General features: G+C 70.0%; 19 protein-coding genes, 2 tRNA genes and 1 other RNA gene. 9 read left to right on the top strand and 13 right to left on the bottom strand.

Annotated elements, in window-relative coordinates; genetic code table 11:
- Positions 1-240: 240 nt before the first annotated feature.
- The 4 genes from PZB75_RS14165 to PZB75_RS14150 form a co-directional block, all read right to left on the bottom strand.
- Positions 241-1,965: a mobilization protein gene (locus PZB75_RS14165; protein ID WP_275535650.1), complete on the bottom strand. Its 1,725-nt coding sequence runs from the start codon at positions 1,963-1,965 to the stop codon at positions 241-243.
- A 4-nt stretch (positions 1,966-1,969) separates the two neighbouring features.
- The gene (locus tag PZB75_RS14160; protein WP_275535649.1) at positions 1,970-2,521 is read right to left on the bottom strand and encodes a MobC family plasmid mobilization relaxosome protein; all 552 of its coding nucleotides are present in this window, start codon (positions 2,519-2,521) and stop codon (positions 1,970-1,972) included.
- A gap of 322 nt (positions 2,522-2,843) precedes the next feature.
- On the bottom strand, positions 2,844-3,638 hold the full coding sequence (locus PZB75_RS14155) for a DUF2637 domain-containing protein (RefSeq protein ID WP_275538706.1): 795 nt from the start codon (positions 3,636-3,638) through the stop codon (positions 2,844-2,846).
- 295 nt (positions 3,639-3,933) lie between these two features.
- Positions 3,934-5,472 (bottom strand): DnaB-like helicase N-terminal domain-containing protein, encoded by a 1,539-nt coding sequence (locus tag PZB75_RS14150; protein ID WP_275535648.1) that lies wholly within the window; start codon positions 5,470-5,472, stop codon positions 3,934-3,936.
- Between the two features lie 266 nt (positions 5,473-5,738).
- Here PZB75_RS14150 and PZB75_RS14145 point away from each other — a divergent pair, with 266 nt between their 5' ends.
- The 3 genes from PZB75_RS14145 (at position 5,739) to PZB75_RS14135 (ending at position 7,972) form a co-directional block, all read left to right on the top strand.
- The gene (locus PZB75_RS14145; protein WP_275535647.1) at positions 5,739-6,284 is read left to right on the top strand and encodes a helix-turn-helix transcriptional regulator; all 546 of its coding nucleotides are present in this window, start codon (positions 5,739-5,741) and stop codon (positions 6,282-6,284) included.
- 141 nt (positions 6,285-6,425) lie between these two features.
- The gene (locus tag PZB75_RS14140) at positions 6,426-6,725 is read left to right on the top strand and encodes a helix-turn-helix domain-containing protein (RefSeq protein WP_275535646.1); all 300 of its coding nucleotides are present in this window, start codon (positions 6,426-6,428) and stop codon (positions 6,723-6,725) included.
- Entirely contained in the window at positions 6,722-7,972 is a 1,251-nt protein-coding gene (locus PZB75_RS14135; protein WP_275535645.1) for a tyrosine-type recombinase/integrase, read from the top strand. The genes PZB75_RS14140 and PZB75_RS14135 overlap by 4 nt, the downstream gene beginning before the upstream one ends.
- A gap of 115 nt (positions 7,973-8,087) precedes the next feature.
- On the opposite strand, the gene PZB75_RS14130 is transcribed toward PZB75_RS14135, so the two are convergent.
- From PZB75_RS14130 to PZB75_RS14110, 5 genes are all read right to left on the bottom strand, one after another.
- Entirely contained in the window at positions 8,088-9,572 is a 1,485-nt protein-coding gene (locus PZB75_RS14130; RefSeq protein ID WP_275535644.1) for an SAVED domain-containing protein, read from the bottom strand.
- Positions 9,572-10,492, bottom strand: a complete 921-nt coding sequence (locus PZB75_RS14125) for an AAA family ATPase (protein ID WP_275535643.1) — start codon at positions 10,490-10,492, stop codon at positions 9,572-9,574. The genes PZB75_RS14130 and PZB75_RS14125 overlap by 1 nt, the downstream gene beginning before the upstream one ends.
- A gap of 31 nt (positions 10,493-10,523) precedes the next feature.
- Positions 10,524-11,039 (bottom strand): hypothetical protein, encoded by a 516-nt coding sequence (locus tag PZB75_RS14120; protein WP_275535642.1) that lies wholly within the window; start codon positions 11,037-11,039, stop codon positions 10,524-10,526.
- A gap of 2 nt (positions 11,040-11,041) precedes the next feature.
- Entirely contained in the window at positions 11,042-12,040 is a 999-nt protein-coding gene (locus PZB75_RS14115) for a CBASS oligonucleotide cyclase (RefSeq protein ID WP_275535641.1), read from the bottom strand.
- A gap of 229 nt (positions 12,041-12,269) precedes the next feature.
- Positions 12,270-12,357: transfer RNA gene (locus PZB75_RS14110), tRNA-Ser, on the bottom strand.
- A gap of 130 nt (positions 12,358-12,487) precedes the next feature.
- Here PZB75_RS14110 and ffs point away from each other — a divergent pair.
- The 5 genes from ffs (at position 12,488) to PZB75_RS14085 (ending at position 21,382) form a co-directional block, all read left to right on the top strand.
- Positions 12,488-12,584: signal recognition particle sRNA small type (ffs, locus tag PZB75_RS14105), an RNA gene on the top strand.
- 87 nt (positions 12,585-12,671) lie between these two features.
- Positions 12,672-14,942 (top strand): DNA polymerase III subunit gamma and tau, encoded by a 2,271-nt coding sequence (locus PZB75_RS14100; protein WP_275535640.1) that lies wholly within the window; start codon positions 12,672-12,674, stop codon positions 14,940-14,942.
- Positions 14,943-15,570: 628 nt separating this feature from the next.
- Entirely contained in the window at positions 15,571-16,827 is a 1,257-nt protein-coding gene (gene purD, locus PZB75_RS14095; RefSeq protein ID WP_275535639.1) for a phosphoribosylamine--glycine ligase, read from the top strand.
- 499 nt (positions 16,828-17,326) lie between these two features.
- The gene (locus tag PZB75_RS14090) at positions 17,327-19,450 is read left to right on the top strand and encodes a hypothetical protein (RefSeq protein WP_275538705.1); all 2,124 of its coding nucleotides are present in this window, start codon (positions 17,327-17,329) and stop codon (positions 19,448-19,450) included.
- Between the two features lie 468 nt (positions 19,451-19,918).
- Entirely contained in the window at positions 19,919-21,382 is a 1,464-nt protein-coding gene (locus PZB75_RS14085) for a N,N-dimethylformamidase beta subunit family domain-containing protein (protein WP_275535638.1), read from the top strand.
- Between the two features lie 46 nt (positions 21,383-21,428).
- Here PZB75_RS14085 and PZB75_RS14080 read toward each other — a convergent pair whose 3' ends face one another.
- Positions 21,429-21,641 carry a hypothetical protein gene (locus tag PZB75_RS14080; RefSeq protein WP_275535637.1) on the bottom strand — a complete coding sequence of 71 codons (213 nt, stop codon included), beginning with the start codon at positions 21,639-21,641 and terminating at the stop codon, positions 21,429-21,431.
- Between the two features lie 37 nt (positions 21,642-21,678).
- On the opposite strand from PZB75_RS14080, the gene PZB75_RS14075 reads away from it, so the two are divergent.
- On the top strand, positions 21,679-22,584 hold the full coding sequence (locus PZB75_RS14075) for a phosphoribosylaminoimidazolesuccinocarboxamide synthase (protein WP_275535636.1): 906 nt from the start codon (positions 21,679-21,681) through the stop codon (positions 22,582-22,584).
- Between the two features lie 233 nt (positions 22,585-22,817).
- On the opposite strand, the gene PZB75_RS14070 is transcribed toward PZB75_RS14075, so the two are convergent.
- The 3 genes from PZB75_RS14070 to PZB75_RS14060 form a co-directional block, all read right to left on the bottom strand.
- Positions 22,818-22,893, bottom strand: a tRNA-Gly gene (locus tag PZB75_RS14070).
- A 22-nt stretch (positions 22,894-22,915) separates the two neighbouring features.
- Positions 22,916-23,536, bottom strand: a complete 621-nt coding sequence (locus PZB75_RS14065; protein ID WP_275538704.1) for a response regulator transcription factor — start codon at positions 23,534-23,536, stop codon at positions 22,916-22,918.
- Between the two features lie 77 nt (positions 23,537-23,613).
- Complete coding sequence (locus tag PZB75_RS14060; RefSeq protein ID WP_275535635.1) at positions 23,614-25,104, bottom strand: histidine kinase; 1,491 nt, start codon at positions 25,102-25,104, stop codon at positions 23,614-23,616.
- Between the last annotated feature and the right edge of the window lie 14 nt (positions 25,105-25,118).

The raw sequence follows: 25,118 nt of genomic DNA, 5'->3' as shown, positions 1-25,118 counted from the left end.
AGGGGCGCCGCGTTGGAAAGCATCGCGCGCGGGGCGGCATGTTCCGTCGGGAGTGAGGCCGAGAACGGACAGTGGGCGCATCAGCGGCTGGGCCGGTCACCACGCGTGGTGACCGGCCCAGCCGCTGATATACAGGCGCCTCTCCGACGTAGGTCCACGCTTCCGGGGCTCACGGGCGTCCTGAGGAGACCCTCGCCGACGTTGCTGGCGGGTCTCTGGGGATCTGGCTCTCCTGCCGGGTCAGCGTCGGTGGCGGCTCGGCTGGCTCGTGGGCGCTGCGGTTGTCCTCGGCTGGTCGTTAGGTGAAGGGGCGCCAAAGGCTGATGCGCTGACGCTTCGTAGGCGGGCTGCCTCGGCGCGGCGGTTGGGTGCGGGGTTGCGGCTGGTGTGCTGGATGCGGGTGATCAAGACGCGGGCCGGTTGGCGGGCTGTGGTCAGTTCACGTTGGGCTGCGGCTTCCTTGAGGAGCTGGTGGGGTTTGTGGCCGCTGGCTTCGGCGTCGGCGAGGACGGTGGCGAGGGCGGGCCAGCCCGGGTCGGTAAGGATCCGCTCGGCGTGTTCGGGAACGGCTGCGCGTACGTCGTTGGCAAGAGTGCGGCGGGTCCCTTCACCAGGGCGCCGGGCTTCAAGTTCGGAGAGCGTCGGAGCGAGCGCGGCGTCGGCTGCCGACTGGAGGTGCTGGACGGCCTGGCGCGCAGCGTCGGCCTGGTGGGCATGGCCCTTGGCCTCGTGCCAGCGTGCAGCGAGGACGGCGGCCCAGACGAGTGCAGCGGTCAGGGCTGCGAGGACGCTGCCGTCGGGGCCAGTGGCGGTGTGTGCGATGTCGCGGGCCGCGGTCCGCAGGGCGTGGGCGGCACGGTCCTCGGCCCGGACCTGTGAACGCTGGGCACGGGCGAATGCCGCACTGGCTGAGCGCAGTTGAGCGCGATGGTCGGCGGGCGCTGCTTGGGCGGTGGCTTCGATCAGTTCGCCCAGGGCACTGATGTTCGCCTGTGTCCGTGCGTCCTCGTCGGCGCTCGTGTTGGTGGTCTCTGGGCGAAGGGTGTCGAGGGCTTGGGTGGCCTGATGCCAGGGGGTGGTGGGTCGGTCGCGGCGGGCTGTGGGGTGTTCCTCCGGTGCGCTGGTTTCCAGGCGGTCCTTGAGCTTGGGCAGGGTGAGGTCGGGGGCGATCTTCCCGCCGGGGTGGTAGATCTGCTCGCCGTCCTTGTTGAGGTCGCCGGGCCTGCCGACGGCGTAGCCGAGGAGGTCTCCGGAGGGGCCTCGGCGGGGCTTGACCAGGATGTCGTCGGCTTCGAGGTAGGCGAGGAGTTCCTCGGCGCTGGTGGCGTGCGGGATGGCGGCGCGGATGCGGTCCTGGAGCCACTGGCGGCTGGTCTGCTCCCAGCCGAGGCGCTCGGCCTTGTGCATCTCGGCCTGGGCGGGCCGACGCCCGGCGGTGCGGTCGCCTTTCTTCAGGCGGCGCAGCCCGTAGTCCTTCTCGATCTGGCGGCAGGCGTCGCCGACGCGGATGCCGCTGTCGTGGAGTTTGGGGCGACGGCCGTCTTCGCGGACTGTGGTGGCGAGGATGTGGATGTGGTCGTCGGCGTGGCGTACGGCGATCCAGCGGCAGGCCAGGTCGTCGCCGTCAGGGGCGATGCCTGCTGCGTGGACGATGCGCTGGGCGATCTCGCCCCACTCAGTGTCGGAGAGGTTACGGTCCTCGGGGGCGGCGCGGACGGGGCAGTGCCAGACGTGGTCGGTGACGGGTTTGCCGAACTCGCTGTTCCGCAGGCGTACGGGCTCGTCGAGGTGGCGGGCAAGCTGGGTGAGGGTGGCGTTCTCGTCGCGTCCGGGGTCGGGCATGCCGAGCATCGCGTAGCCGGTCACCAGGTGCGGGTCGAGGTGTTCGTCGTGTCGGCCTGGGCCGTAGAGGTAGGAGAGCAGGCCGCGGGTGTTGGCTCCGGTCGGTTTGATGGCGGCGATCATCCGGTCAGACCTCCGTTGGGTCAGTGGGCCGGCGCAGGGCTTCGGCGATCAGGGCGAGCAGGTGGTGGAGTTCGTCGAGGCGCTGACGGATGTCGGGCGGCGTGAAGTCGCTGTTGAGCGCGCGGGCGATCTGGTTGACGTTGACGCCGATGCGGTTGAGCTCGCGCAGCACCTGGGCGCGGAACATGTGGGTGCGGCGGCGGTCCTCGGACAGGGGAAGGTTCGCGGTGAACCGGCCGGTGACGAAGGCGAGGACGATGTCGGCGGCGAAGCCGGATTCGCCCTTGTAGCCGTGCTCGGCGGCGGCCTCCTGAAGGGCGGCGTGCTCGTCGGCGGTGAAGCGCAGCGGGCCGACGCGGACGGTTCGCTTGGTGCCGGTGAAGCGGCGGATCGCCGGCTGGACGCTCTGCACATCGCGCTCGCCGGCCGTCGGCTCGGCGGTGGGCGTGGGGTGAAGGAGTTGCTGCTGGACGGTACGGAGCTCGTCCTGGTCGGGGCCGCCCTCGGCCCCGGCCTCCCGGTCCGGCGCCCCCTGGCGCTGGCCCGTCTCCGTCACCCCTGGGGCGGAGACCCCCGAAGACCGGCCATGAGTCGGACTCGGGGTACTACTGGCTCCGCCAGGAGCCGTCCGTCCGAACGCCCGCCGCAAACGTTCCGTCAGCGTAGGCGACTTCGTCAGTGTCGGCGGCCCGTCGATGGAGCCGTCAGTGTGGTTCGGGTCGTGGGTCACGGATAGCTCTCCGGAAGGTGTGGGCCGGGTGGTGGCGTGCTGAGGCCACGGCTACGACTGCGGGAGTGTGGATGAGTGAGGGCGGCGGAGAGGCGGGGACCGCTTGACCGGTGGCCGTAGGAGTTCCGGCCACCGGGATGGCGGGCGATCAGCCGACGTTCCGACCGATGCCGGGTTCCGACCGGAGGACTTCCATGACTTCGGTCAGCCTCTGGCCGCCGACCGTATGTCCCTTGGCCCGTATGGCCTGTTGCACGATGTCCCGTGTGAGCTTGCGCTGCTCGGCCGCAGCGATCCGCCCGATCTCAACCAGTTCCTCGACCGTCGCGCTGACCGGACGCCCACCACGCGGCTGGTCCTCCGAAATCCGGGGCGACGGCGTTCGGCCGGAGTCGGTTGCCTGCGGATTGGCGATGCGTTCGGATGGTGTGGCCCGCGGTTCCGGTGCCTCGGCGGAATTGAGTGCCGGGCGGTCGAGGGGCCGGTCGACCAGTTGGTGGATCTGCCGCATCAGCACGCCGAAGGCCAGCAGGGCTGCGGTCGGGGGAACCGCCGCGACCACGTAGTCGAGCAAGGGCACGACGCTCGCGTTGCCCGTGCCGCTGACACCGGCCACGTTGAGCGCAATGGATCCGACCGACCCGGTAGCGGTCAGGGTGACCGCCCACCAGTCGGTCACTCGCCGGAGGCCGGCGCGGAGCATGAGCAGTTCGCCCGCGACGATGAAGGCGTCCAGGGTCGCGGGCCAGGCCCATTGCCGGACCGGGGAGCTTCCCAGGCCATGCTGTCCGGCGACTTGGGCGAGGTGTGCGTAGGAGAGCCAGAAGCCGCCGGCGGTGAGGGCGATGATGACGGTTCCGGCTGCGGCGAGGGCGTACCGCTCGGCGGCATGCTGGGCCGTTGCTTGTGGCTTCACGTCTTGGACGTGCTCGGCGTGGGGCATCGCGTTGCCCTGCTGGGTGGTGTCATGAGGCGTGGCGGGTGTGGTCATGCGGGTTCTCCGGGGTGGTTCTGCGGAGGCGATCACGGCGTTCACGCAGGGGGCGTACACGCGAGCCCCCTTCTAAAGGGGGGCTCACGCGTGAACGCTGGTGTGCGTGTACGGCGTGAACGATCGCGTGATCGTCTGACCTGGGGTTTCGTTCTTGGCGTGTTCGCCTGCGGTGAGGCGTGGGCCGGTGCGCGGGGGAGGGGTGCGTGTACGCCCTCGTGTACGGTCCCGGCGTTCGGCGATCAGGTCAGGAGACGGCGCCGATATGGCGGACTGAGGCGCGGTAGCGGGCTTGCTGGCCGCCTCCGGTGCCGCCTGCGGTGCCTTCGGCCTTGCCTGCGAGTCCGGCCCTGACGAGTCGGTCCAGGGTGCGCCTGGCTTTCTCGGTGGCCGAGCGCTCGGGGTTGTTCTGGCCGCTCTGGATCATGGCGAGTTCGCGCACGGTCAGGCCATCGGGGCGCTGTCGCAGGATGGCGACCGGGTCGAGGGCGGGGTCGAGCGTCGAGATGCCGCGTTCGTGGTCGTGGATGACCTGGAGGGGGCCGATCTCGCCGGTGGGGGTTTTGAGGTGGTGCAGGGTGACGGCGAGGTCGCCGGCCTCCCCGGAGACGAAGAGAACGCTGCCCGCGCCGGACGTGATCCACGTGGAGCCGTAGACGCGGTCCAGGGTGGGCTTCTGGGCGCGTGGAGCGCCCTCGGTGGCCTTGCGCTGATGGTGGAGTTCCATGATCTCGACGCCATTGCGGATAGCTCGCTGGCGGGCGTTGTTGTAGGCGACGCCGAGGGCGTCGTCGACCAGCGTGCTTACCGCGTCCTTGAGGCTGTCGATCACGATTGTGTCGGCCTGGTGGGCTGCGGCGAGGTCGGCAAGGAGGTCGGGCTCCCTGTCCAGGGCGGCGGGCAGAGGCCCTTGCCAGACGGCGAGCCCGTCGCGCAAGCGCTGCTCATGCTCAGGCCCGACGCTGCGGGCCATGGCGCGGGCGATCTGCTTATACCTGTCCAGCGCGAGGTACAGCACCCGTCGGCTCGGTGCGACCGGCATGTCCAGGACGCTGTCCGACAGGCCCAGACGAGCGAGGATCACTTGGTGGGCCAGCGTGGTCTTCCCGACTCCCGGCGCTCCGACGATCATCAGGCTCTCTCCCGACGACCAGGCCGTCTGCTCCCGAGTGCCCCAGAGAGGTTCGGTGTCAGTGCCGGTCTCGGTGACGAAGCGCCATCCGTCGGTGATGAACCGGGAGAGTCGGCCCTGTCCCGAGGCCAGCGCACGCTCGCGCTCCGCCTGGACCTCTGCCTCCACCTCGCTGCGGATGGCATCCGGATCGGCGCCCGGCTCCATCGCCTGCTGAGCGGTCCGGATGCCGGAGGCCCGCAGACGCCTCAGGTCGGCCATCGTGCGCACGATGCCCGCGTAATAGGCGGCGCTGCTGGCGGAGGGCACGGCGTCGGCGAGCTGGTGGACGTACACCACACCGCCGACCCGTTCCAGGTCGTCCTGGGCGCGCAGCTGGTGCGACAGGACGATGGGGTCGGTCGGCTTGTCCTCGCCGTGCAGAGCGAGGATGGCGCGCCAGACCGTCTCGTGCGCGGGGCGGTAGAAGTCGGCCGCGTCGAGCAATTGGCGCACTTCGTCGATCACCGCCGCCTGATGCATGCAGGCCCCCAGCACGGCGGCTTCGGCGTCGACGTCGTGCGGCGGAACCGCGGTGGGGTAGCCCGCCGTGGGCTGGCGGCCGGTTCCCGCGAGGTGTGGCGCGTTCGGCCGGGGTTCGTCCATACTGGACATTGAGCTCCTCAACTTGCGGGCCGTACGGGACGGCGAATCCCAGGCCACGCGGGTCAATCGTTCAGGGATGGGCGGTTACAAGAGTTCGTGCTTGGCCCCCGACGTTCGTAGCGTCGGGGGCTTTTTGCGTTCACCGCCGTTCGAGGGCGGACGTCTACAGTACCTGACGTTTTTGGAAGCGCAACGGTTGCATTCGACTCCGGAATGGTGTTTAGTTTTCACCATCGCCCCGGCTGTCCGTCGGGCCCCAGCAAGGAGGTGCAGTGGTGAGTAGTAACGAAGGCGCCTCCCGCGCGGGGCCGGACCGGCCGCTGGCCGAGGAGCATGTCGCGGAGCGGATCAAGCTCGAACGCGAGGCACGCGGGTGGAGCACGGTCACGCTCGCCGAGCGGATGGCTGATGTCGGCCACCCGGTCAACCAGTCCGCGATCTGGCGCATCGAGAGTGGGAAGCCCCGCCGAAGGGTCAATCTCGATGAGGCGCTCGGCTTCTGCAAGGTCTTCGATCTGACCTTCGACGAGTTGACCAGTCCGCCCGGCCAGCTCGCCAATCCGCTGGTCCGACGTCTCGTCGGCGAGTACGTCGCGAGATGGAGGGAATGGCGGGATCTGGGGAAGGACATGCGCCGAATCCAGGACGAACTGGCGGCCTACACGGACGCCAACCCCAACCAGGACGACATGGTCAAGGCTCTACTGACCCACGAGTTGACCATCGCCTCGAATGGCGAATTCCATCACCACCGCGGAGCCCCTACGCGGCTCCGCAGCTTCCTCGGCGAGCGCATGGACGCGCCGACCGAGCAGAGCTGATCCCGGCACCTCGCTCGCTGCTACGAACAGCGCGGGTTTTGCCGTCTCGGGCTCCTTCTTTTCTCTTCACGCCCATCCCTGAACGACTTGCCGACCTAGCGGGATTCGCCGTCCCGTGGCCTGCCAGGAGAGGACCCTCCCTTGCACCGAAGCGACCTTCCGCTTGCCCTGATAGCCGACCTGCTGGACGTCCCCGAGGACGACCTGCGGAACCTGATCTCCGAACGTCGGCCCGCCCAAGACGAGACCACCCTTGTCGCCTTCACCGTCGCCGAGGCCGCGCGACGGATCGGCATCGGTCGCACGAAACTGTACGAGTACGTCACCTCCGGCGAGATCGCCTCGGTCAAGATCGGTAGTTTGCGCCGCATCCCAACAGAGGCGGTGAACGACTTCCTGGCTCGGCGTCTCACGGCCGGCGACTTCGGGACCGCAGCATGACCCGGGCCGGGACGGCGAAAGGCCGTCAGCCCAATGGCGCCTCGTCGATCTTCTACGGCAAGGACGGTCGCTGGCACGGATACGTCACCGTGGGCACCAAGGACAACGGTGCACCCGATCGGCGCCACATCAGTCGGAAGACCCGCCCTGACGTCACCAGGGCCGTCCGCGAACTGGAGCGCCAGCGGGACAAGGGAGCCGTCCGCAAGGCCGGCCAGAACTGGACGCTGGAGACCTGGCTCGTCCACTGGGTCGAGAACATTGCCGCGCCGAACGTCTCCGAGAACACGATCGATGGCTACCGTGTCGCGGTCTACCACCACCTCATACCCGGCCTCGGTGCCCACCGCCTGGAGAAGCTGGAGCCAGAGCACCTGGAGCGCTTCTACAAGAAGATGCAGGACAACGGAAGCTCGGCCGGCACCGTTCACCAGAGTCACCGGACCGTCCGTACCGCCCTCAATGAGGCGGTGCGGCGGGCTCACCTCACGGTCAACCCAGCAACGATCGCCAAGGGCCCTCGTGTTGAAGAGGAGGAGGTCGAGCCGTACTCGGTAGAGGAGGTCCAGCGCCTGCTCGCCGAAGCGCACAAGCATCGCAACACCGCACGCTGGGTCATCGCCCTCGCGCTCGGCCTGCGACAGGGCGAGGTCCTCGGCATGCAGTGGAGTGACGTCGACTTCGAACTCAATGTGATCCGCGTGCGCCGAGGCCGGCTGCGGCCCCGCTACCAGCACGGCTGCGGCGACCGCTGCGGGCGTAAGCCGGGCTTCTGCCCCCAGAAGATCAACACCCGGCGTGAGACCAAGAGCGTGAAGTCCCGGGCCGGTCAGAGGCCCATCGGCGTCCCGGGTGAGCTGATGGAGCTACTTCGCCAGCACAAGGAGGAACAGGGCCGCGAGCGGAAGCGCGGACGGGACCTGTGGACAGAGAAGGGGTACGTCTTTACCTCGCCGACCGGCGAGCCTCTGAACCCGAACACGGACTTCCACAAGTGGAAGGACTTGCTGAAGGCGGCGGGAGTCCGCGACGGCCGCCTCCACGACGCTCGCCACACCGCAGCGACCGTCCTGCTGATCCTGGGCGTCTCTGACGCGGTGGTGGACGGAATCATGGGGTGGGAACCGGGCAAGTCCGCGCGGATGCGCCGCCGTTATCAGCACCTGACCAGCCGCGTCCTCAAGGACACAGCGGACAAGGTCGGTGGGCTGCTTTGGCCCTGGGCTGGCGAGCCACCCGCCCTCTGATCCTGCTGCAGGTGGGCCATGCGGGCTCCGATCGCCAATGGTCGGAGCCCGCACTCTGCGCAGAGGCTGGCGACCCTCTGAACACTGAGGTCCGGTGCCCTTGGGCTTGAGCCTCTTATGCCTCTACGGTGAATGCTGCTTCGTATCCGTCGCCGATCTTGATGTCCTCGTAAACAACGGTCTGACACAGCCGGTTCCATCGGTTGCCCAGTAGAACAGCAAGTCCCATCGGGCAGGCGAGGAAGAGGTGCATGCGCTGAACTCGGCGAGTGGAGCGGCGGAGATGATCGCGGATGCCCACTGCCAAGGCGTTGGCGGCGGTGCTGCCATGGACGGAGCCGTCATTCGCCTTACCGCTCGGCGGGGCGAAGACGATGAGCTTACCGACCGGGAGGTTCTGCTCGCGCAGGTACTCCAGGACGTCGCTGGTGATCTCCGTCGCGACCGCGATGGCGACAGCGATCTCGTCGCCTTGGCCAAGCTCGTACTCAGCGACTTCCGGGGCCAAGGGGGTCTCGAACGGGTCGTTGGTGGACCAGAGCTCGCTGCCGGCCCTCCCCCGCTGCAGCGCTGCCAGGTCGGTCCCTGTGACCATGCGGAACGTGGTACCAACCAGGAAGGCTGGCGCTAGACGGATGCTGCCCGTGACGGAGACGGCGGTCGTACCGGCGGGGAGGCGCCCGGGCGCGGCCTCAATGTCCGCCTGCAGCTGGGCCCAGGTATTCGGCGACAAGGGTCGACGCTTCGTGTACTCGGATTCGCTTTCGAAGCGGTCAACCCAATCAATGGCGTGGTCGGCGTCCGGGGCCATCGGGTCTGGCTTAAGAGTGGCGATCGACAGGACGGCCCGAGCGGGGCCGGCCTCCAGGCCCAACTCGGTGACGGCACTCTCGACCATGGCCAGCGTGAGCTCGCGCTGGCCATCGCGGACCATCTTGGCGACCCATCCGGCTCCCGCCTCCAACGCCCGCTGGTCGTTGTGTAGACCCGCGACGGCCATCAACAGCTGCAGATATTCCTGGTACTTGACCATGTTCACTGACAGGTCGAAGTGCAGAACCGACAGCAGGTCGAGGAGTTCAGCCTCGGTTAGAGCTGCTTCCTCGGCCCACCGGGCACGGGCCTTGCCGCGATCCGACTTGTCTCCGCCGACGCCTGCCTTTGGCATCAGAAGCCCGGTGCGGGCATCGCAGACCTTCACCAGATCATCAGCAGGATCGGCCGCCCGGTTGGTGACCAAGTGCAGTTCGACGCTGCCGCCGTCTGCGGTCAACTGCTTCCACGTCCTGGCGATCTTCTTGAGAATCGACGGGCCACCGCTGTTGCTGGGCTTGGTCAGGTATTCCACGTTGACCGGTGTGGCGCTGTCGACCGCGTACTTGACCTGCTTGTAAGTGCTCGGAGGAACATCGCGCAGCATGACGACGTCGTCGAGATTGCCGACGCCGTCAAGCTCGACGCCGACGGCGCGCACAGGGTTATGCGAACGGGCGGCGTTCTCCCGGAGGAGGGTCAGGCATGCCTCCCAGGCGACTAGCCATTGGTAATAGTCACCGGTGGTGCGGACGCTGGTGGGGCCGGGGGCGGGGAGGTGGGCCATCAGCGCTCCTCGGTGAAGACGGGGGTGGGCTCCATCTCCTCGGCAAGGGCGAGGAGGTCCTCGTCCATGACGGGCCGGTCGGGGAAGGCACGGAAGACAGCTGCCGGGACCAGGCGCTGGGTGAGGTCGGAGAAGGTGTAGCCGGGGCGTCCCTCAGTAGGGCCGGTGAGCACGACTACCTTGCGGACGGTCTCCGGTCGGATGCCGAGTCCGTCGAGAGCCTGAGTGAGGACTGCGTGGCGTTGCTCGTCGCTGGGGCGGGTGAAGGTGAATGTGGCCGCGGCGCGGCGCATGACGGCCGGGTCGAGGGCGCCGACCCGGTTGGTGCACAGCACGATGACGACCGGGAGCGCGGCGCCGGTCAAGCCGTCGATGCCGGCCAGGAACGCGTCGACGCCGGCGCGATCCTCATGGTGCATCTGCTGGGCCTCGCGGGACTGCACCAGGGCGTCCGCCTCGTCGACGACAAGAAGCTGCACTGCGCGTGCTCCCCCAGAGCCCGACGCCCGCTTGCCCACTGTGTGCATGTGGGTAAAGGCGTCTCCAATGAGCGAGGTCATCTCGCCGACCAAGCCGCTGCCGCGGGTAGCGAGCTTGAGCCGGTATAGGTACACCGGCAGATCGAGCCAGTCGGCGAGGTCGCAGCCGAAGGATTCGGCCAGCGCGGACTTGCCGGAGCCGACGTCGCCTGCGAAAACGAACAGCGGCGCCCGGTCTGCGAACAGAGCGAGAGCGGCGACGTCGCCACCGTGGTACTGCGCGGCCCAAGACCGAAGCCGGCGCGGATCCGCGAGGAGCGCGGCTTCCTTGCGCAGGCGCAGCTTCGTCTCGTCCAGGCCGATCAAGCGGTCGTAGCGGGCGCGTCGGGTGGGCTCGGGCAACTCGATGACGGGGTGGAACAGATCGTCCTGGCTGGTCACGTGCTCGTTCCTCCTGCTCAAAGGCTTCGGACTAGTAAGCGACGTAGACGTCGCGTGAGACTCCCGTGCCGTTGCGGGCGTAGCCGTGCCCCGTGGTGCCGGTGCCCGCGACGGCACTCGGGGCGGTGCCGGTCGTCCGGGAGATCGGCAGGGCCTCCTTGACCCCAGCCTTCTGGCTGCTGGTCAGGAGCCAGAAGGTAGAGCTGTAGTCCAGGAAGCTATGAAAGGTGTAGCCGGTGAGGTCGACCGCGTCAGGGAAGCTGCCTGGCCGGGAGTCGATGAGCTGGCCGCCGGCCGTGGCCTTATAGCGCAGGCGGAACTTCCAGGCGTTGGTTGCCGTGTCGCGGAAGCCGTAGTCGACGGTGTCGAGATAGCCGTCGCGCAGGAGCAGGGCGACCTCCTCGGCGAACTTCTCGATTCTCTCGAGGGAGGGCTCGCCGTAGAGGTTGTACAGCAGGCGCAGGTCCGCAGCGACTCTGCCTCCGACGTAGCGGGCATCGGTGATCGTGAACGAGCCGGAAGCGGATCTGGAGTACGAGCCGGTCATGGTCACTCTCCCGGGAAGGTGGGGCCGAACAGCTCGCGCCAGAGGTCGAGCGCCTCACTCTTCGTGGTCGCGTAGGCGGCCGTCGTGAGCGTGTCGAGGGTCGTCTTGGCGTGGTTGACCAACCGCTGGCGGTCGAACTCGGTGTAGCCGCGAGCGACATTGTTTTCCGGATTGACCGGGTCCCAGACCTGGATAGGGTCTGTCGTCGCGCTCACCTCGTCGGCCGTGTAGTAGTCGGTGAAGGTGATCGGTGTCTTCAGGCCGGTGCGGACGATGTAGGAGAGGACCTGCTCGATCGCCCGCGGATAGTCGTCAACCTGCAGCGGCTGTCCGTTCCAGCCGACGTCCCAGAGGTGCGCGACCAAGAGTTCAATCAGGAAGGACTTGCAGCGCAGCTGCGGATCGCCCTCCTTGCTCTCCCGGACCCATCCCTTCAGCAGGCGGATAAGCTCCCGGTAGCCGTCGCCGGCCTCCCCCTTGCGCTTTTCGATGAAGCGCAGGTGCAGCGTGACCGAGGTGAGTACCTTGATGCCGCCACTGGTGACCAGGTAGCCCTGGTCGTCCGGCTCGCCGGTGTAGAGCACCGGCACCACGTCGATCTTCAAGTCGGAGCCCCGCATCGTGATACCGACGGCGTGGTCGGAGAGCTTGAAGTCCTCCGCAACCTTCGTCTTGCCATAGACCTCTTTGCAACGCTTCTCCAGCCAGGCCAGTGCCGTCGAGACGTCGATGGCGGGATCGCCGACGCGCAGGTACGCGGCGACATCCGCGTCAGACCCTGTGCCGCGCCTGCGACGGATCGCTGTGTGCTTGGCCGTGCTGCCGGATGCTCGGAGCTTCACGAGGTCGAAGTCTGGGTGGGCTGCGATGTAGTCCTCCAGCCGCTCCCGCAGGTAGTTCACCTGGCGGCGGCGTTCCTTCGCCTCCTCCTTCGGCACGTTCACCTTGCTCTTCGCGTACGACTTGAGGACCTCGTGGTCGACGTAGCTCTCCCCCGCCATGGCTGTCCGCCCCTTCACCCGAGAAGCCGATCGGTAGGAGAACAGACTTACCACTCACCACCGACAAAGCCGGTCGAAGTTGCGAGGGATGCCTAGGTGCCGGTAGTGGACCGTCTGGCGGTTCCAGGCTGGGCCGCCACACGAACTGCAACCAGAACTGCAACCACGAACGCCGAAGGGCCCCGCAGCAAGCTGCGGGGCCCTTCAACGTATTGCCCGGTGAGAGCAATGGCGGAGGATACGAGATTCGAACTCGTGAGGGGTTGCCCCCAACACGCTTTCCAAGCGTGCGCCCTAGGCCACTAGGCGAATCCTCCGCCGCAAACAATACAAGACGTTGAGGGGTGCTCGCGCACCCCGTCCGGATCGGTTCGGGTGTGGGTGGGTCACGGGCGGGGTCGGGCGGAGGAGGTGGACCGGTGGGGGTGGGGATCGGCTAAGGTGGGGGGCAGCCCCTCACGTGGCGCTATCTGACTGAACTCCCCCAGGGCCGGAAGGCAGCAAGGGTAGGTCGGCTCTGGCGGGTGCGTGGGGGGCGTCTGCGTGGGCGGGAACGGTGTTTCCGCTGGTCGGCGCGGGTGTGTGGGCGGGATGGGGCCGGTTGTCAGTCCGTCCCCTTAACCTCGTATGTGTGTCGTCCCTTGCGTTGTACCGTCGCTATCGCCCCGAGTCGTTCGCCGAGGTCATCGGTCAGGAGCATGTCACTGACCCGCTGCAGCAGGCCCTGCGGAACAACCGGGTCAACCACGCGTACCTGTTCAGTGGGCCGCGGGGCTGTGGAAAGACGACCAGCGCACGCATCCTCGCCCGCTGTCTGAACTGCGAGCAGGGGCCCACGCCGACACCGTGCGGGGAGTGCCAGTCCTGCCAGGACCTCGCGCGCAACGGGCCGGGATCGATCGATGTCATCGAGATCGACGCCGCGTCGCACGGTGGTGTGGACGACGCCCGTGATCTGCGCGAGAAGGCGTTCTTCGGGCCCGCCTCCAGCCGTTACAAGATCTACATCATCGACGAGGCGCACATGGTCACCCCGGCGGGGTTCAACGCCCTGCTGAAGGTGGTCGAGGAGCCGCCCGAGCATCTGAAGTTCATCTTCGCGACCACCGAGCCCGAGAAGGTCATCGGCACGATCCGGTCGCGTACGCACCACTATCCGTTCCGCCTGGTTCCGCCGGGCACTCTGCGCGGTTATCTCGCGGAGGTCTGCGGCAAGGAGAACAGCCCGGTCGAGGACGGCGTGCTGCCACTCGTCGTGCGGGCCGGCGCCGGGTCCGTGCGTGACTCGATGTCCGTCATGGACCAGCTCCTCGCGGGTGCGGGCGACGCCGGTGTGACATACGCCATGGCGACCTCCCTGCTCGGTTATACGGACGGCACGCTGCTCGACTCCATCGTGGACGCCTTCGCGGCGGGAGACGGGGCTGCGGCCTTCGAGGTCGTGGACCAGGTCGTCGAGGGTGGCAACGACCCGCGACGGTTCGTCGCGGACCTCCTTGAGCGGCTACGGGACCTGGTGATCCTGGCCGCCGTGCCGGACGCGGGGGAGAAGGGTCTCATCGACGCCCCCCCCGACGTCGTCGAGCGGATGCAGGCCCAGGCGTCCGTCTTCGGCGCCGCCGAACTGAGCCGCGCGGCCGACCTGGTCAACCAGGGGCTCACCGAGATGCGCGGGGCCACTTCGCCGCGCCTCCAGGTGGAGCTGATCTGCGCCCGGGTGCTGCTGCCCGCCGCCTTCGACGACGAGCGGTCGACACAGGCCCGGCTGGACCGGCTGGAGCGGGGCGCCTCGTTCGCGACGGCCGGTGCGGGACCCGCCGTGGGGTACGTACCGGGTCCCGAGGCCCAGGCGCACGCACCGCTGGTCACGCATCCCGTCCCGGCGCCCGGCACCGGGCCCGTCGCCACCCATGCCGCGGTACGGGTGGACGCGCCCGAGCCGTCCGGGCCGACCGCCCCTCCGGCGCCGCCCGTACCCACTCCCGCGGCCCCGACCTCCCCGGACGAGGTCCCCGAGGCCGCCGGACCGCGGCCCGGCGCCTGGCCCACCGCGACCCCGGCCGGTGCCGACAGCGCTCGTCGACCCGGAGGCTGGCCGACCGCCTCCACGCCCGGCCGGACCCCGGCCCCACCGTCCGTGCCGGGACCCGCCGCGCCGGCCGCCCCGACGCACCAGTCGGGCCCCGCCGCACCCGAGCCGAGTCAGGGCATGGTGCAGGGCGCCATGCAGGTACGGAACATGTGGCCGAACATCCTGGAGGCCGTGAAGAACCGCCGCCGATTCACCTGGATTCTTCTCAGCCAGAACGCCCAGGTAACCGGCTTCGACGGCACCACGCTCCAGCTCGGTTTCCTCAACGCGGGCGCCCGCGACACCTTCTCCAGCAGCGGCAGCGAAGAGGTGCTGAAGCAGGCTCTCGCAGAGCAGTTCAACTCGCACTGGAAGATCGAGTCGATCGTCGATCTCTCGGGTGGCGGTCAGCCCCCGCAGACCGGCGGCGTCCGGCCGGCCGCTCCGGCACCGCAGCAGTATCAGGCCCCGTCCGCCCCGCAGCAGCAGTACGAGCCCCGGCCGACCGCTCAGCAGCACGGACAGCAGTCACAACAGTCACAGGCGCAGCAGCCGTACCAGCAGGGGCAGGCGAACCAGACGTCCCAGCAGTCCGGTCACGCGTCGGGCGGTGTGAGCGGTACGGGCGGTGGGGGAAGTGCGAGCGGCGCGAGTGGTGTGAGCGGCACCGGTTCGGCCTACGCGGCGCAGGAGCCGCCGCGCTCGGTCGCCCCGGAGGACGACACCCCGGAGGCCGACGACCCGGATCTCGTCGACTCGGCGCTCTCCGGACACGACCTGATCGTCCGCGAACTGGGCGCCACCGTCCTGGAGGAGTTCACCAACGAGTAGGCCGACCGGCCGCAGACGGTCCCAGCCGTGTCTGTGTCCGTGACCGTGTCCGGTGGCGGGACGGCGAGAAGCTGTGCGGCTTCGGTGAGTGACATATCGGGTGCTGCGGCTGGTGATGAGCGGTGCGGTGGGCGCTGAGCTGTGGAGGGCCCGTGGTGGGGCGCTGAGTTGCTTGGTTGCTGCGGCAGCGGCCAGCGGCCAGCGGTTGGTGGTTGGCGGCCAGCGGTTGGTGTTCGGCGGTTGCAGCCCGGGGGCGACGTTCGGTGGTTGGCGTTCGGTAGTACCGGCTTCGCGCCTGATCGTCGTATCCGCCGATGTCCGGGCCCCGCGTCCCGGGCTCCGCGTCCCGGGCCCCGCGTCTCGGGCCCCCTTCGCGTCCCGTGCTCCGGATGTCCGGGCCGCGCATCCCGCGCCCTGCGCTCCCGATGTCCGCGCCTGCGCCCCACGGCCCCGCGTCCCGCACCCCGGATGCCCGCACCTGCGCCCCGCGCCCCCGATGCCCGTACCTCCACCCCCCCCACACACACCTCCCGCATCCCACGCCATCCGTACACCGCCTTCCCTGCCCCCCTGTCCACGGGTCGGCGGCCGTCGAGTCGCCTCCGTCCCGGCGGTTAGGCTGCACCCCGTGAAGGTCCTCGTCATCGGCGGCGGCGCCCGCGAACATGCCCTGTGCCGCTCTCTCTCCCTCGACCCCGAGGTCACCGCTCTGTACTGCGCCCCCGGCAACGCCGGCATCGCAGAGGTGGCCGAACCGCACCCGGTGGACGCGCTCGACGGCGACGCCGTGGCGCGCCTCGCCACCGATCTCGGCGCCGAGCTGGTGGTCGTCGGCCCGGAGGCACCGCTCGTCGCCGGGGTCGCCGACGCCGTGCGCGCGGCCGGTGTCCCGTGTTTCGGTCCCTCCGCGGAGGCCGCACAGCTGGAAGGCTCCAAGGCGTTCGCCAAGGACGTGATGGCGGCGGCCAACGTCCCCACCGCCCGTAGCTACGTCTGCACCACCCCGTCCGAGATCGACTCGGCGCTCGACGCGTTCGGCGCCCCGTACGTCGTCAAGGACGACGGTCTCGCCGCTGGCAAGGGCGTCGTCGTCACCGACGACATCGAGGCGGCCCGTGCCCACGCCCTCGCCTGCGAACGCGTGGTCATCGAGGAGTTCCTCGACGGACCCGAGGTGAGCCTGTTCGCCATCACGGACGGCGTCACCGTGCTGCCGCTCCAGCCCGCCCAGGACTTCAAGCGCGCCCTCGATGACGACGAGGGGCCGAACACCGGTGGCATGGGCGCGTACTCCCCGCTCCCCTGGGCCGATCCCAAGCTGGTCGACGAAGTCCTGGAGACCGTGCTCCAGCCGACCGTGGACGAGCTCCGCCGCCGTGGCACCCCGTTCTCCGGGCTGCTGTACGCCGGTCTGGCCATCACCTCGCGCGGTGTACGGGTCATCGAGTTCAACGCGCGCTTCGGGGACCCCGAGACCCAGGTCGTCCTGGCCCGTCTGAAGACCCCGCTGGCGGGCGTACTGCTGGGTTCCGCCACCGGCACCCTCGACGTGCTGCCCCCGCTCAACTGGCGCGACGAGGCCGCGGTCACCGTGGTCATCGCCTCGCACAACTACCCCGGCCCGCCCCGCACCGGCGACCCGATCGACGGTCTCGAGGACGTGGCCGCGCAGGACGCCCCGGACGCGTACGTCCTGCACGCCGGGACCAGGCGGGACGGCGACACCGTCGTCAGCGCGGGCGGGCGGGTGCTCTCCGTGACCGCGTCCGGCAAGGACCTCGCCGAAGCGCGCGAACGCGCCTACGCGGCCACCGCCCGCATCCGGCTCGACGGCTCCCAGTACCGGACCGACATCGCCCGGAAGGCCGCCGCGACCGAGGCATGAGCCTGAGACGTGAGGCCGGGTGTGAGCCCGAGGCATGAGGCGGGGTGTGAGGCCGGGCCGCGAGGGAGGCGGCCCGTTCGCACGTCGCGGAGCGCGCGGGCGACAGACCGGAAACAGGCGGAAACAGATGGAAAACGGGGCACACGGAGGGGTACGGGCGGGTAGGGCGCACCCGAGCGTCGGTACGGCGCACCCGGACCACATTCGCGGGCGCGCGGGCGCCCGCGAGACACGCGGGCCGTACGGGCGGCGAGCCGGAAGCGGTATCGCTGTCCTACGCAAACCCACAGCGCCAGCACCTTTACCCAAAGCCATTCCATCGAGTGACGACTGGGCCATCCGGATGACGCCTGCCGAGGCCCCAACTAGGGTGCAGCGCAAGCGTTCCGGCACTTGGCCCACCGGCATTGCGATGTCAGTGCCGGGTGCCACAGTGGGGGAGTGAGCAACACCGCCGCGGGGGCAGAGGGGGTGACGTCCGGCCGTGTCCGATATCGAGATGGATGAGGGGCTGGGTGCGCGGGCCGCACGTGCCCGCGCTCTCGCCGTGCTGCGCACCCGCAGCAGGGCGTTCTCCGTGGCGCTGCTCCCTGCCGCGGTCGCGGTCGTGCTGCTCTTCGCGGGAGCCCGGGGTCTCCTCACGGGCGATGCCTGGGACGCCTTGCGCTGGGTGGTGACGGTCTGTGCGGTCGTCGTGCTGCTGGTGGCCGCCGTGTCCGCGGCCGTGATCGTACGGGCGAGGCCCGCGGTCAGTCCGACCGTTCCGCTGACCGAGGAGTCGGCCCCCGACCTCCACCGGCTGGTCCAGGAGCTGGCAGGAAGGCTCGACGTGCCCGTGCCTTCGGCGATAGCCCTCACCCCGGACTGTGACAGCTGGCTGGAGGACCGCACGCATCCCGCGAACCGGCCCCGGCTGTCCGCGCCCTCCGCCCGACGGCCGGGAGGCAGCGTCCTCGGGCGCCGTCGGCGGGTGGAGGAGGCGCCCGTGCTGGTCATCGGGTCGCCGTTCCTGTGGTGGATGCGCGTCGCCGAGCTGCGGGCGGTGCTCGCCCCGGTCGTCGCGGGCACGGGCCCGTCCGCGCAGCCGGACATAGCCGCGGCCCGTCGTTTCGTACGAGGGCTGGACGCCGCCGCGGCCGATGCCACCCGACCCGGCTCCGGGGCGGTACGCGCGCTGCCGCTCGCCCTCGTCGGCTGGGTCGCCCGACTGCTGCTGAACAATTGCCGCGTCCACGCCGTGGAGATGGAACGCGGTGTCGCCGCGGCGTCGTCCGAGCGCGCGCAGGCCGTCGACTACGGGCTCCGGATCGCCGCCCAGGAGCAGGTCGGCCTCGCCTTCGCGGGCTGGGACAGGTTGCTGACTCGGGTCGCGCTGCCCGCTTGGCAGATGGGCCGCTGGCCGTCCCGGCTCGACGCGGGGGTCGTCTCGGCCCTCACTGAGCTCTCCCGGCGTGACAGCCTCGCCGAGGGCTTCACCTCACGGCTCGGTGAGCGCCCCGCGTGCGACCTCCTGGAGGAGCCCGGCGCGGCGGACGAGGCGGCGTCGCTGCTGGCTGCCCGCCTGTTCCACGGCGGGCCGACGAGGGACGGCGCCGACTGGTCACCGGTCGACTGGCAGCACTATCCGGAGGAGGTCGTCGACCGGAAGTGGCGCACGGAGGCCGCCCGTCTGCACCGGGTCCTGGACGCGATGGGGGTGCCGCCGGTCGCGGACACCGATCCCGGTGCCCCCACCCTCGCCCGGATCGTCGACCATCTCACCGCGCCGAACGCGGGCGAGGAACTGGCGGCCGGGATCAGCGCTGCGATGGCGCGTGAGGCGACCGTGGCCCACCCACCGGCCGGTTCCGGGGGAGCCGGGGACGTGGTGGGGACAGGGACAGGGGGTTCGGACGGCTCAGGCGGTTCAGACGGCTCGGGCGGTGCGGAGAGCCCTGGGGGCCGTAACGGCTCGTACGGCGGCCGCGACCGGGACCGCGCCGACGGCTCGTACGGCGATCCCGGCGGCACTGGCAGCCCTGGCTGCCTTGGTGGCCTTGGTGACCACGGCGGACCCGACGGTCCTGGTGACACTGGCGTCCCCGAGGGTTCCGGTAGTTCCGGCAGCTGTGGGCGGCGTTCCGGCAGTCCCGCGCGTTCCGGCGATCCCAGTGGTCCCGGTGATGGTGACCCCGGCACCCCCGGTGCCGTCTGCGGATCACCCGGCCCCGGCGGTGCCGATACCTCCATTGGTGCCGACGCCGGGGTCGACGGCGGTGTCGACGCGCTTGGCGATACCGCGGGGGACACGGAAGGGAGTGCGACCGGCGGTACGGCCGGCGGTGTCCCGGACTTCTGGGGTCCCGACCCGTTGCCGCTGTTTCCGCTCCAGCCGCCCCGCAGCGGTACGGAACTTCTGGCCGATCATGTCGCGGCCATGGTCTGCTGCGCGGCCGTGGACACCGCGGGTGCCGCACCCGGCCTCGACTGGCTCGACGGGCCTGTCCTCCTGATCGACGGCGAGCGCCGGACGGACCTGGGTCGGCCCGTCCTGAGCCTGGTCGAGGACGGTGATCCGGGCCCCCTACGCACCTGGGTGGCCACAACCGGCATACGTCTCGACAAGCCTGTCCGCCTCGTCTGAGAGGCGGATCGTTCCGCCTGCCGCCTGCCGGGCAGCCAGCCGACCGGGCAGTCAGCCGTCCGAGCGGTTGTCCGCCCCGGCCCTGACCCCGCCCCCAGCCCGGCCCAGCCCCGCTCCCAGCCCAGCAACGCCCCGCCCCGGCGCCCACCCCAGCCCCACCCATCACCTCCGCCGTCCCTCCGCCGTCCCTCAGCCGTCCCTCCGCTTGCCTCAGCCCTCCCTCCACCCCCTCCCACCCCGTCCACCCCCTCCCGCACCCCTCGCCTCCCCACCCACCCTTCTCCCTCCCGCCCCACGCCCCGATCGGCCCCGCCTTTCGCTCCCAACGACCGGAAGGATAGGTTCCGTTCACGTCAATTAGCGACGAACGGTGACGGACCGCATGCGTTATGTGATGTGCTGGGGATCGGCGCTGACAGTCGGCGCATCACAGGTGTCACGGGGGACTTGAGGGAGCGGAGCGGCGGTATGGGGGCGGAACAGATTCGGCGGTGGGAATCGGGTGCCCTCGCGCATGCCGTTTCCGACCCTTTCGGCCAGGGCCCGCTGCCCTGGCTGCGCGGCAGTGAGAACTACTTCGACGACACCGGCCAGGTCGTCCCCTGGTACGTCGATCCCGACCTCGGCCGCAGCGGGGCCGGCGGCGGCACCCGTACCGCCGACGACGTGCACCGGCAGATCAAGGGCTTCATCTCGACCGGTGCCGCCGCCCCCGGCGAGGCGATCGACTTCCACATCACCGTCGACCCGCCCCAGCAGTTCTCCGTCGACATCTACCGGATCGGCCACTACGCGGGCGACGGCGCCGCCAAGATCACCACGAGTCCCCGGCTCTCCGGCATCGTCCAGCCGCCGCCGCTCACCGCCGACCGTACGGTCTCCTGTCATCACTGGTGGCAGTCCTGGCGCCTCCAGATCCCCGGCTACTGGTCGATCGGCGCGTACGTCGCCGTGCTCACCACCGCCGACGGCCACCGCTCCCACATCCCCTTCACGGTCCGCGACAGCCACCCCGCCGACCTGTTGCTCCTGCTCCCGGACATCACCTGGCAGGCGTACAACCTCTACCCGGAGGACGGCCGTACGGGTGCCAGCCTCTACCACGCCTGGGACGAACAGGGCCGGCTCCTCGGCGAGGAGGACGCCGCGGTCACCGTCTCCTTCGACCGTCCGTACGCGGGCGCGGGCCTGCCCCTCCACGTCGGGCACGCGTACGACTTCATCCGTTGGGCCGAGCGGTACGGCTACGACCTCGCCTACGCAGACACCCGCGATCTCCACGCGGGCCGTATCGACCCGACCCGGTACCGCGGCCTGGTCTTCCCGGGACACGACGAATACTGGTCGGTCCCCATGCGCCGTACCGCCGAACTGGCCCGGGACAGCGGCACGTCCCTCGTGTTCCTCTCCGCCAACACGATGTACTGGCAGGTCGGCCTCTCCCCGTCCGCGTCCGGTGTCCCCGACCGCCTCCTCACCTGCCGCAAGCGCCACGGTCCCGGAAAGCCCGCGCTGTGGCGTGAGGTGGACCGCAGCGAGCAGCAGTTGCTGGGCATCCAGTACGCCGGCCGAGTGCCCGAGCCGCACCCCTTGGTCGTACGGAACGCGCAGCACTGGCTCTGGGAGGCGACCGGGGCCGGTGAGGGGGACGAGATCGACGGGCTGGTCGCGGGCGAGGCCGACCGGTACTTCCCGCGCACCAGCCTCCCCGAGCACGAGAACCGCATCCTGCTCGCCCACTCGCCGTACGCCGACACGGATGGCGTAACCCGTCACCAGGAGACGTCCCTCTACCGGGCACCTTCCGGCGCACTGGTCTTCGCATCCGGAACCTTCGCCTGGTCCCCGGCCCTGGACCGCCCCGGCCACGTCGACGCACGCATCCAACGCGCCACCGCGAATCTCCTCGACCGCATCTGCAAACGCGACTGAGGCGACCGACACGACCGACACGGCTGATGACGTGCACGCACGTGCATCACAGGACTGCCACGGCTGCCACGAACCGCCACAACTGCCAAACCGCCACGACTGACGCAGTGACCAGTGACGCGCCGAGGCCAACACCGACATCGACGACATCGACGACACCGACATCGACGACACCGACCACCTCGGTACGCGGCTCCGCGCCGCGACGCGCGCCGCTTGACGGCCCCGCTCCCCACCGCTCCACATCGATACGGGACAATCGGAACGACTCCTGGATCAACCTACGTGGAGGCAGCATGTCCGGATTCGTAGAAAAGCCCGAGCCCGCGCAGGTACCGGGACTCACCCATCTCCACACCGGCAAGGTCCGGGACCTCTACCGCAACGACGCGGGCGATCTCATCATGGTCGCCAGCGACCGCATCTCGGCGTACGACTGGGTCCTGCCCACCGAGATCCCCGACAAGGGCCGCGTCCTGACCCGGCTCTCGCTGTGGTGGTTCGACCAGCTCGCCGACCTCGTCCCGAACCACGTCCTGTCCACGGAACTCCCCCCCGGCGCCCCCGCCGACTGGGAAGGCCGCACGCTCGTCTGTACCTCGCTGCGGATGGTCCCGGTCGAGTGCGTGGCCCGGGGCTATCTGACCGGTTCGGGCCTCGTCGAGTACAACGAGACCCGCACGGTCTGCGGCCTCGCCCTCCCCGAAGGGCTCGTCGACGGGTCGGAACTCCCGGCGCCGATCTTCACTCCCGCCACCAAGGCGGCCGTCGGTGATCACGACGAGAACGTCCCGTACGAGGAGGTGGCCCGCCAGGTCGGCGCCGAACCCGCCGCCCTGCTGCGCCAGACGACCCTCGCCGTGTACGGCAGGGCCCGGGACATCGCACGCGAGCGGGGGATCGTCCTGGCCGACACGAAGTTCGAGTTCGGTTTCAACGAGGACGACGAGCTGATCATCGCGGATGAGGTGCTGACCCCGGACTCCTCGCGCTTCTGGCCCGCCGAGACATGGGAGCCGGGGCATGCGCAGCCCTCGTACGACAAGCAGTTCGTACGTGACTGGCTGACCTCGCCCGCCTCCGGCTGGGACCGCAAGAGCGAGCAGCCGCCCCCGCCGCTGCCGCGGGAGATCGTCGACGCGACGCGGGCCAAGTACCTGGAAGCGTACGAACGCCTCACCGGCCTCAGCTGGTCCTCCTGACGCGGGGGCCCCACCCCGACGACGCCTTCACGCCGCTCCCGGCCCCTGCCCCGGCCTCTACCCCGGCCCCCGGATACACAGCCCGGGGGCCGGGGCGGGGGACCAGGGCCGGGGGCCGGCCGACCCGGCTCCGGTCCGAGGAACCGGACCCGGCCCGGGGAGTGGCCCGACGCCTGGCGGCAGACCGAAAAGAAGGCCCCGGTCGCAGGACCGGGGCCTTCTTCATGTTTCCGTGGAGCGAACGACGAGGTTCGAACTCGCGACCTCAACCTTGGCAAGGTTGCGCTCTACCAACTGAGCTACGTTCGCATGCGCCGAAGCGCGAGGTCCACTATACCCAACCCCGCTCCCGCGCGAGACGCACCGCCGCGTGACGGTTCTCGGCGCCGAGCTTCGACACGGCCGACGAGAGGTAGTTCCGTACGGTCCCCTGCGACAGCGAGGCCCGTTCGGCGATCTCCGCGACGGGCGCCCCGTCCGCCGCCAGCTCCAGTACCTCGGCCTCCCGCACGGTCAGCGGTGAGTCCCCGGCGGAGATCGCGTCGGCGGCCAATCCCGGGTCCACGTAACGGTTTCCGGCATGCACGGTACGGATGATCTCGGCGAGTCCGCGGGCGCTGACCGTCTTCGGCACGAATCCGCGTACACCTGCCGAGAGCGCCCGTTTCAGATGCCCCGGACGGCCATGACTCGTCACGATCATGGTCCGGCAGTCGGGCAGCTCGTCCCGCAGCGCTGTGGCGACCTTCACACCGTCCGCGCCCGGCATCTCCAGGTCCAGCACCGCCACATCGGGCCGGTGCGCCCGCGCCATCGCAAGGGCTTCCGGGCCGGTCGCCGCCTCCGCGACCACCACCAGATCGTCCTCCAGTCCGAGCAGTGCGGCCAGCGCGCCCCGGATCAGGTGCTCGTCGTCGGCGAGCAGGACTCGTACGGGCCGGTCGGTCCCCATCGCCGTCACTCCCGTCACTCTCGTAACCCCTGTCACCTCCGTCGCCATCACCGTCTCCGCCATCGTCCTCGTCCTCGTCATCGGCTCTCCTCGACGATCAGGGTCGTTCCGACCGGCTCTCGTCGTCCCGTGCCGGCTCCCGCCGGTCGTCGCAGCGGCACCCTCGCGGTCAGCCGGAAGATCCGGCCGTCCTCCCCGGTCGGCCCCGCGTCCAGCGAACCGTCCAGCGCCCCGAGCCGTTCCCGCAGCCCGGCGAGCCCCGATCCGCCATCTGACAGGACCCCACCGAGGCCGTCCCCCGGCACCCCCGCACCCGGCCGACTACTCGCAGCCCCAACCGCCTTCGCCGCGCCCACAGCCCTTACCCTCCCCGCCCCCATCGCTGTGCCCATCCCCACCGCACGCGTCCCCACGGCCCCCGTCCCCGAGCCGCCGACCACGGGCACGGGCGCCCCGTCGTTCTCCACGTCCAGCACCACCGCGTCCACCGAGGTCGTCAGCCGGATCACGCAGCGCTGCGGATCGCCGTGCCGCAGCACATTGGTCGCCGCCTCTCGCACGACCCAGCCGAGCGTCGACCGCACCGGGGCGGGCAGCCCACCGCCGTCGTCCCCCTCGACCCCGCACTCGATCCCGGCGGCCCGCAGCACGCTCTGGGCGCCGATGAGTTCCGTACGCAGATCGGCCTCCCGGTACCCCCGTACGACATCCCGGAACTCCTGCTGCGAGGTGCGCGCGATCCGCTGTACCTCCACCATCTGGTCGACGGCCTCCGGTCTGCCGCGCTGGGCCAGCTCCACGGCCAGCTCGCTCTTGAGCGCGATCACCGCCAGATTCCGGCCCAGCACATCATGCATGTCCCGCCCGAACCGCAGCCTCTCCTCCGCGACCGCCAGCCGCGCTTGTACGTCCCTGGCCTCCTCCGCCTGCCACATCACGCTCAGGCTCCAGATTCCGGGCCGCACGGACACCAGCACCAGCAGACAGCCGAACGCCACCGCCGGAACCAGCCCGGCCAGCATCGGCCCCCGCAGCCCCGCCACCGCCAGCACGCCGACCACCAACCCCGTGAACCCCAGACAGTGGACGACGAAGATCCTGACCGGAACGAGCAGGACGTACGGAACCGCGAAGGCCAGCGGCAGGTCCGTCACCAGGAGCAGTTCCTCGTCGCCCACCCCGTCCACGGCCTGCAGGGCGGCCAGCAGGCCCACGGACACGCCGAGCAGCGCCAGCGCGGGCACCAGCCGACGCCGGGGGAACTCGGTCCCGCCCAGGTAGTGCCGGTATGCCACTCCGGTGTTGCGGTTGCTGATGACGCACTGCGCGATGTTGGTCACCAGCAGCGCCAGGTGCAGCGCGATCGGCAGGGGCGCCTGACGGAAGTCCGTCGTGGGCAGCAGCCCCCAGGTCAGCAGGAAGAGCCACGGCAGGGCCAGCACGGTGCCCCGTGAGTAGAGATCGATCCGCTGGAGTCTGCTGCGTTCCTGCCAGCCGCGCCGCCAGCCACGTATCCGCGCGATCACGATCACCCGTCCCGCTGTCCGGTGGCACTGTCTCGATGCCACGATGTCGCCCACCT

Source organism: Streptomyces sp. AM 4-1-1 (genome assembly GCF_029167625.1).
Classification (GTDB): domain Bacteria; phylum Actinomycetota; class Actinomycetes; order Streptomycetales; family Streptomycetaceae; genus Streptomyces.
Note: the sequence above shows the minus strand (reverse complement) of the source record. Positions and strands in the feature narration are given on the sequence as shown.

Excerpts from the sequence above, each read along its gene's own strand:
- PZB75_RS14165 (WP_275535650.1), bottom strand. The coding sequence starts at position 1,965 with ATGATCGCCGCCATCAAACCGACCGGAGCCAACACCCGCGGCCTGCTC.
- PZB75_RS14155 (WP_275538706.1), bottom strand. The coding sequence starts at position 3,638 with ATGCCCCACGCCGAGCACGTCCAAGACGTGAAGCCACAAGCAACGGCC.
- PZB75_RS14150 (WP_275535648.1), bottom strand. The coding sequence starts at position 5,472 with ATGTCCAGTATGGACGAACCCCGGCCGAACGCGCCACACCTCGCGGGA.
- PZB75_RS14135 (WP_275535645.1), top strand. The coding sequence starts at position 6,722 with ATGACCCGGGCCGGGACGGCGAAAGGCCGTCAGCCCAATGGCGCCTCG.
- PZB75_RS14130 (WP_275535644.1), bottom strand. The coding sequence starts at position 9,572 with ATGGCCCACCTCCCCGCCCCCGGCCCCACCAGCGTCCGCACCACCGGT.
- PZB75_RS14120 (WP_275535642.1), bottom strand. The coding sequence starts at position 11,039 with ATGACCGGCTCGTACTCCAGATCCGCTTCCGGCTCGTTCACGATCACC.
- PZB75_RS14115 (WP_275535641.1), bottom strand. The coding sequence starts at position 12,040 with ATGGCGGGGGAGAGCTACGTCGACCACGAGGTCCTCAAGTCGTACGCG.
- PZB75_RS14090 (WP_275538705.1), top strand. The coding sequence starts at position 17,327 with ATGGATGAGGGGCTGGGTGCGCGGGCCGCACGTGCCCGCGCTCTCGCC.
- PZB75_RS14085 (WP_275535638.1), top strand. The coding sequence starts at position 19,919 with ATGGGGGCGGAACAGATTCGGCGGTGGGAATCGGGTGCCCTCGCGCAT.
- PZB75_RS14075 (WP_275535636.1), top strand. The coding sequence starts at position 21,679 with ATGTCCGGATTCGTAGAAAAGCCCGAGCCCGCGCAGGTACCGGGACTC.
- PZB75_RS14065 (WP_275538704.1), bottom strand. The coding sequence starts at position 23,536 with ATGGGGACCGACCGGCCCGTACGAGTCCTGCTCGCCGACGACGAGCAC.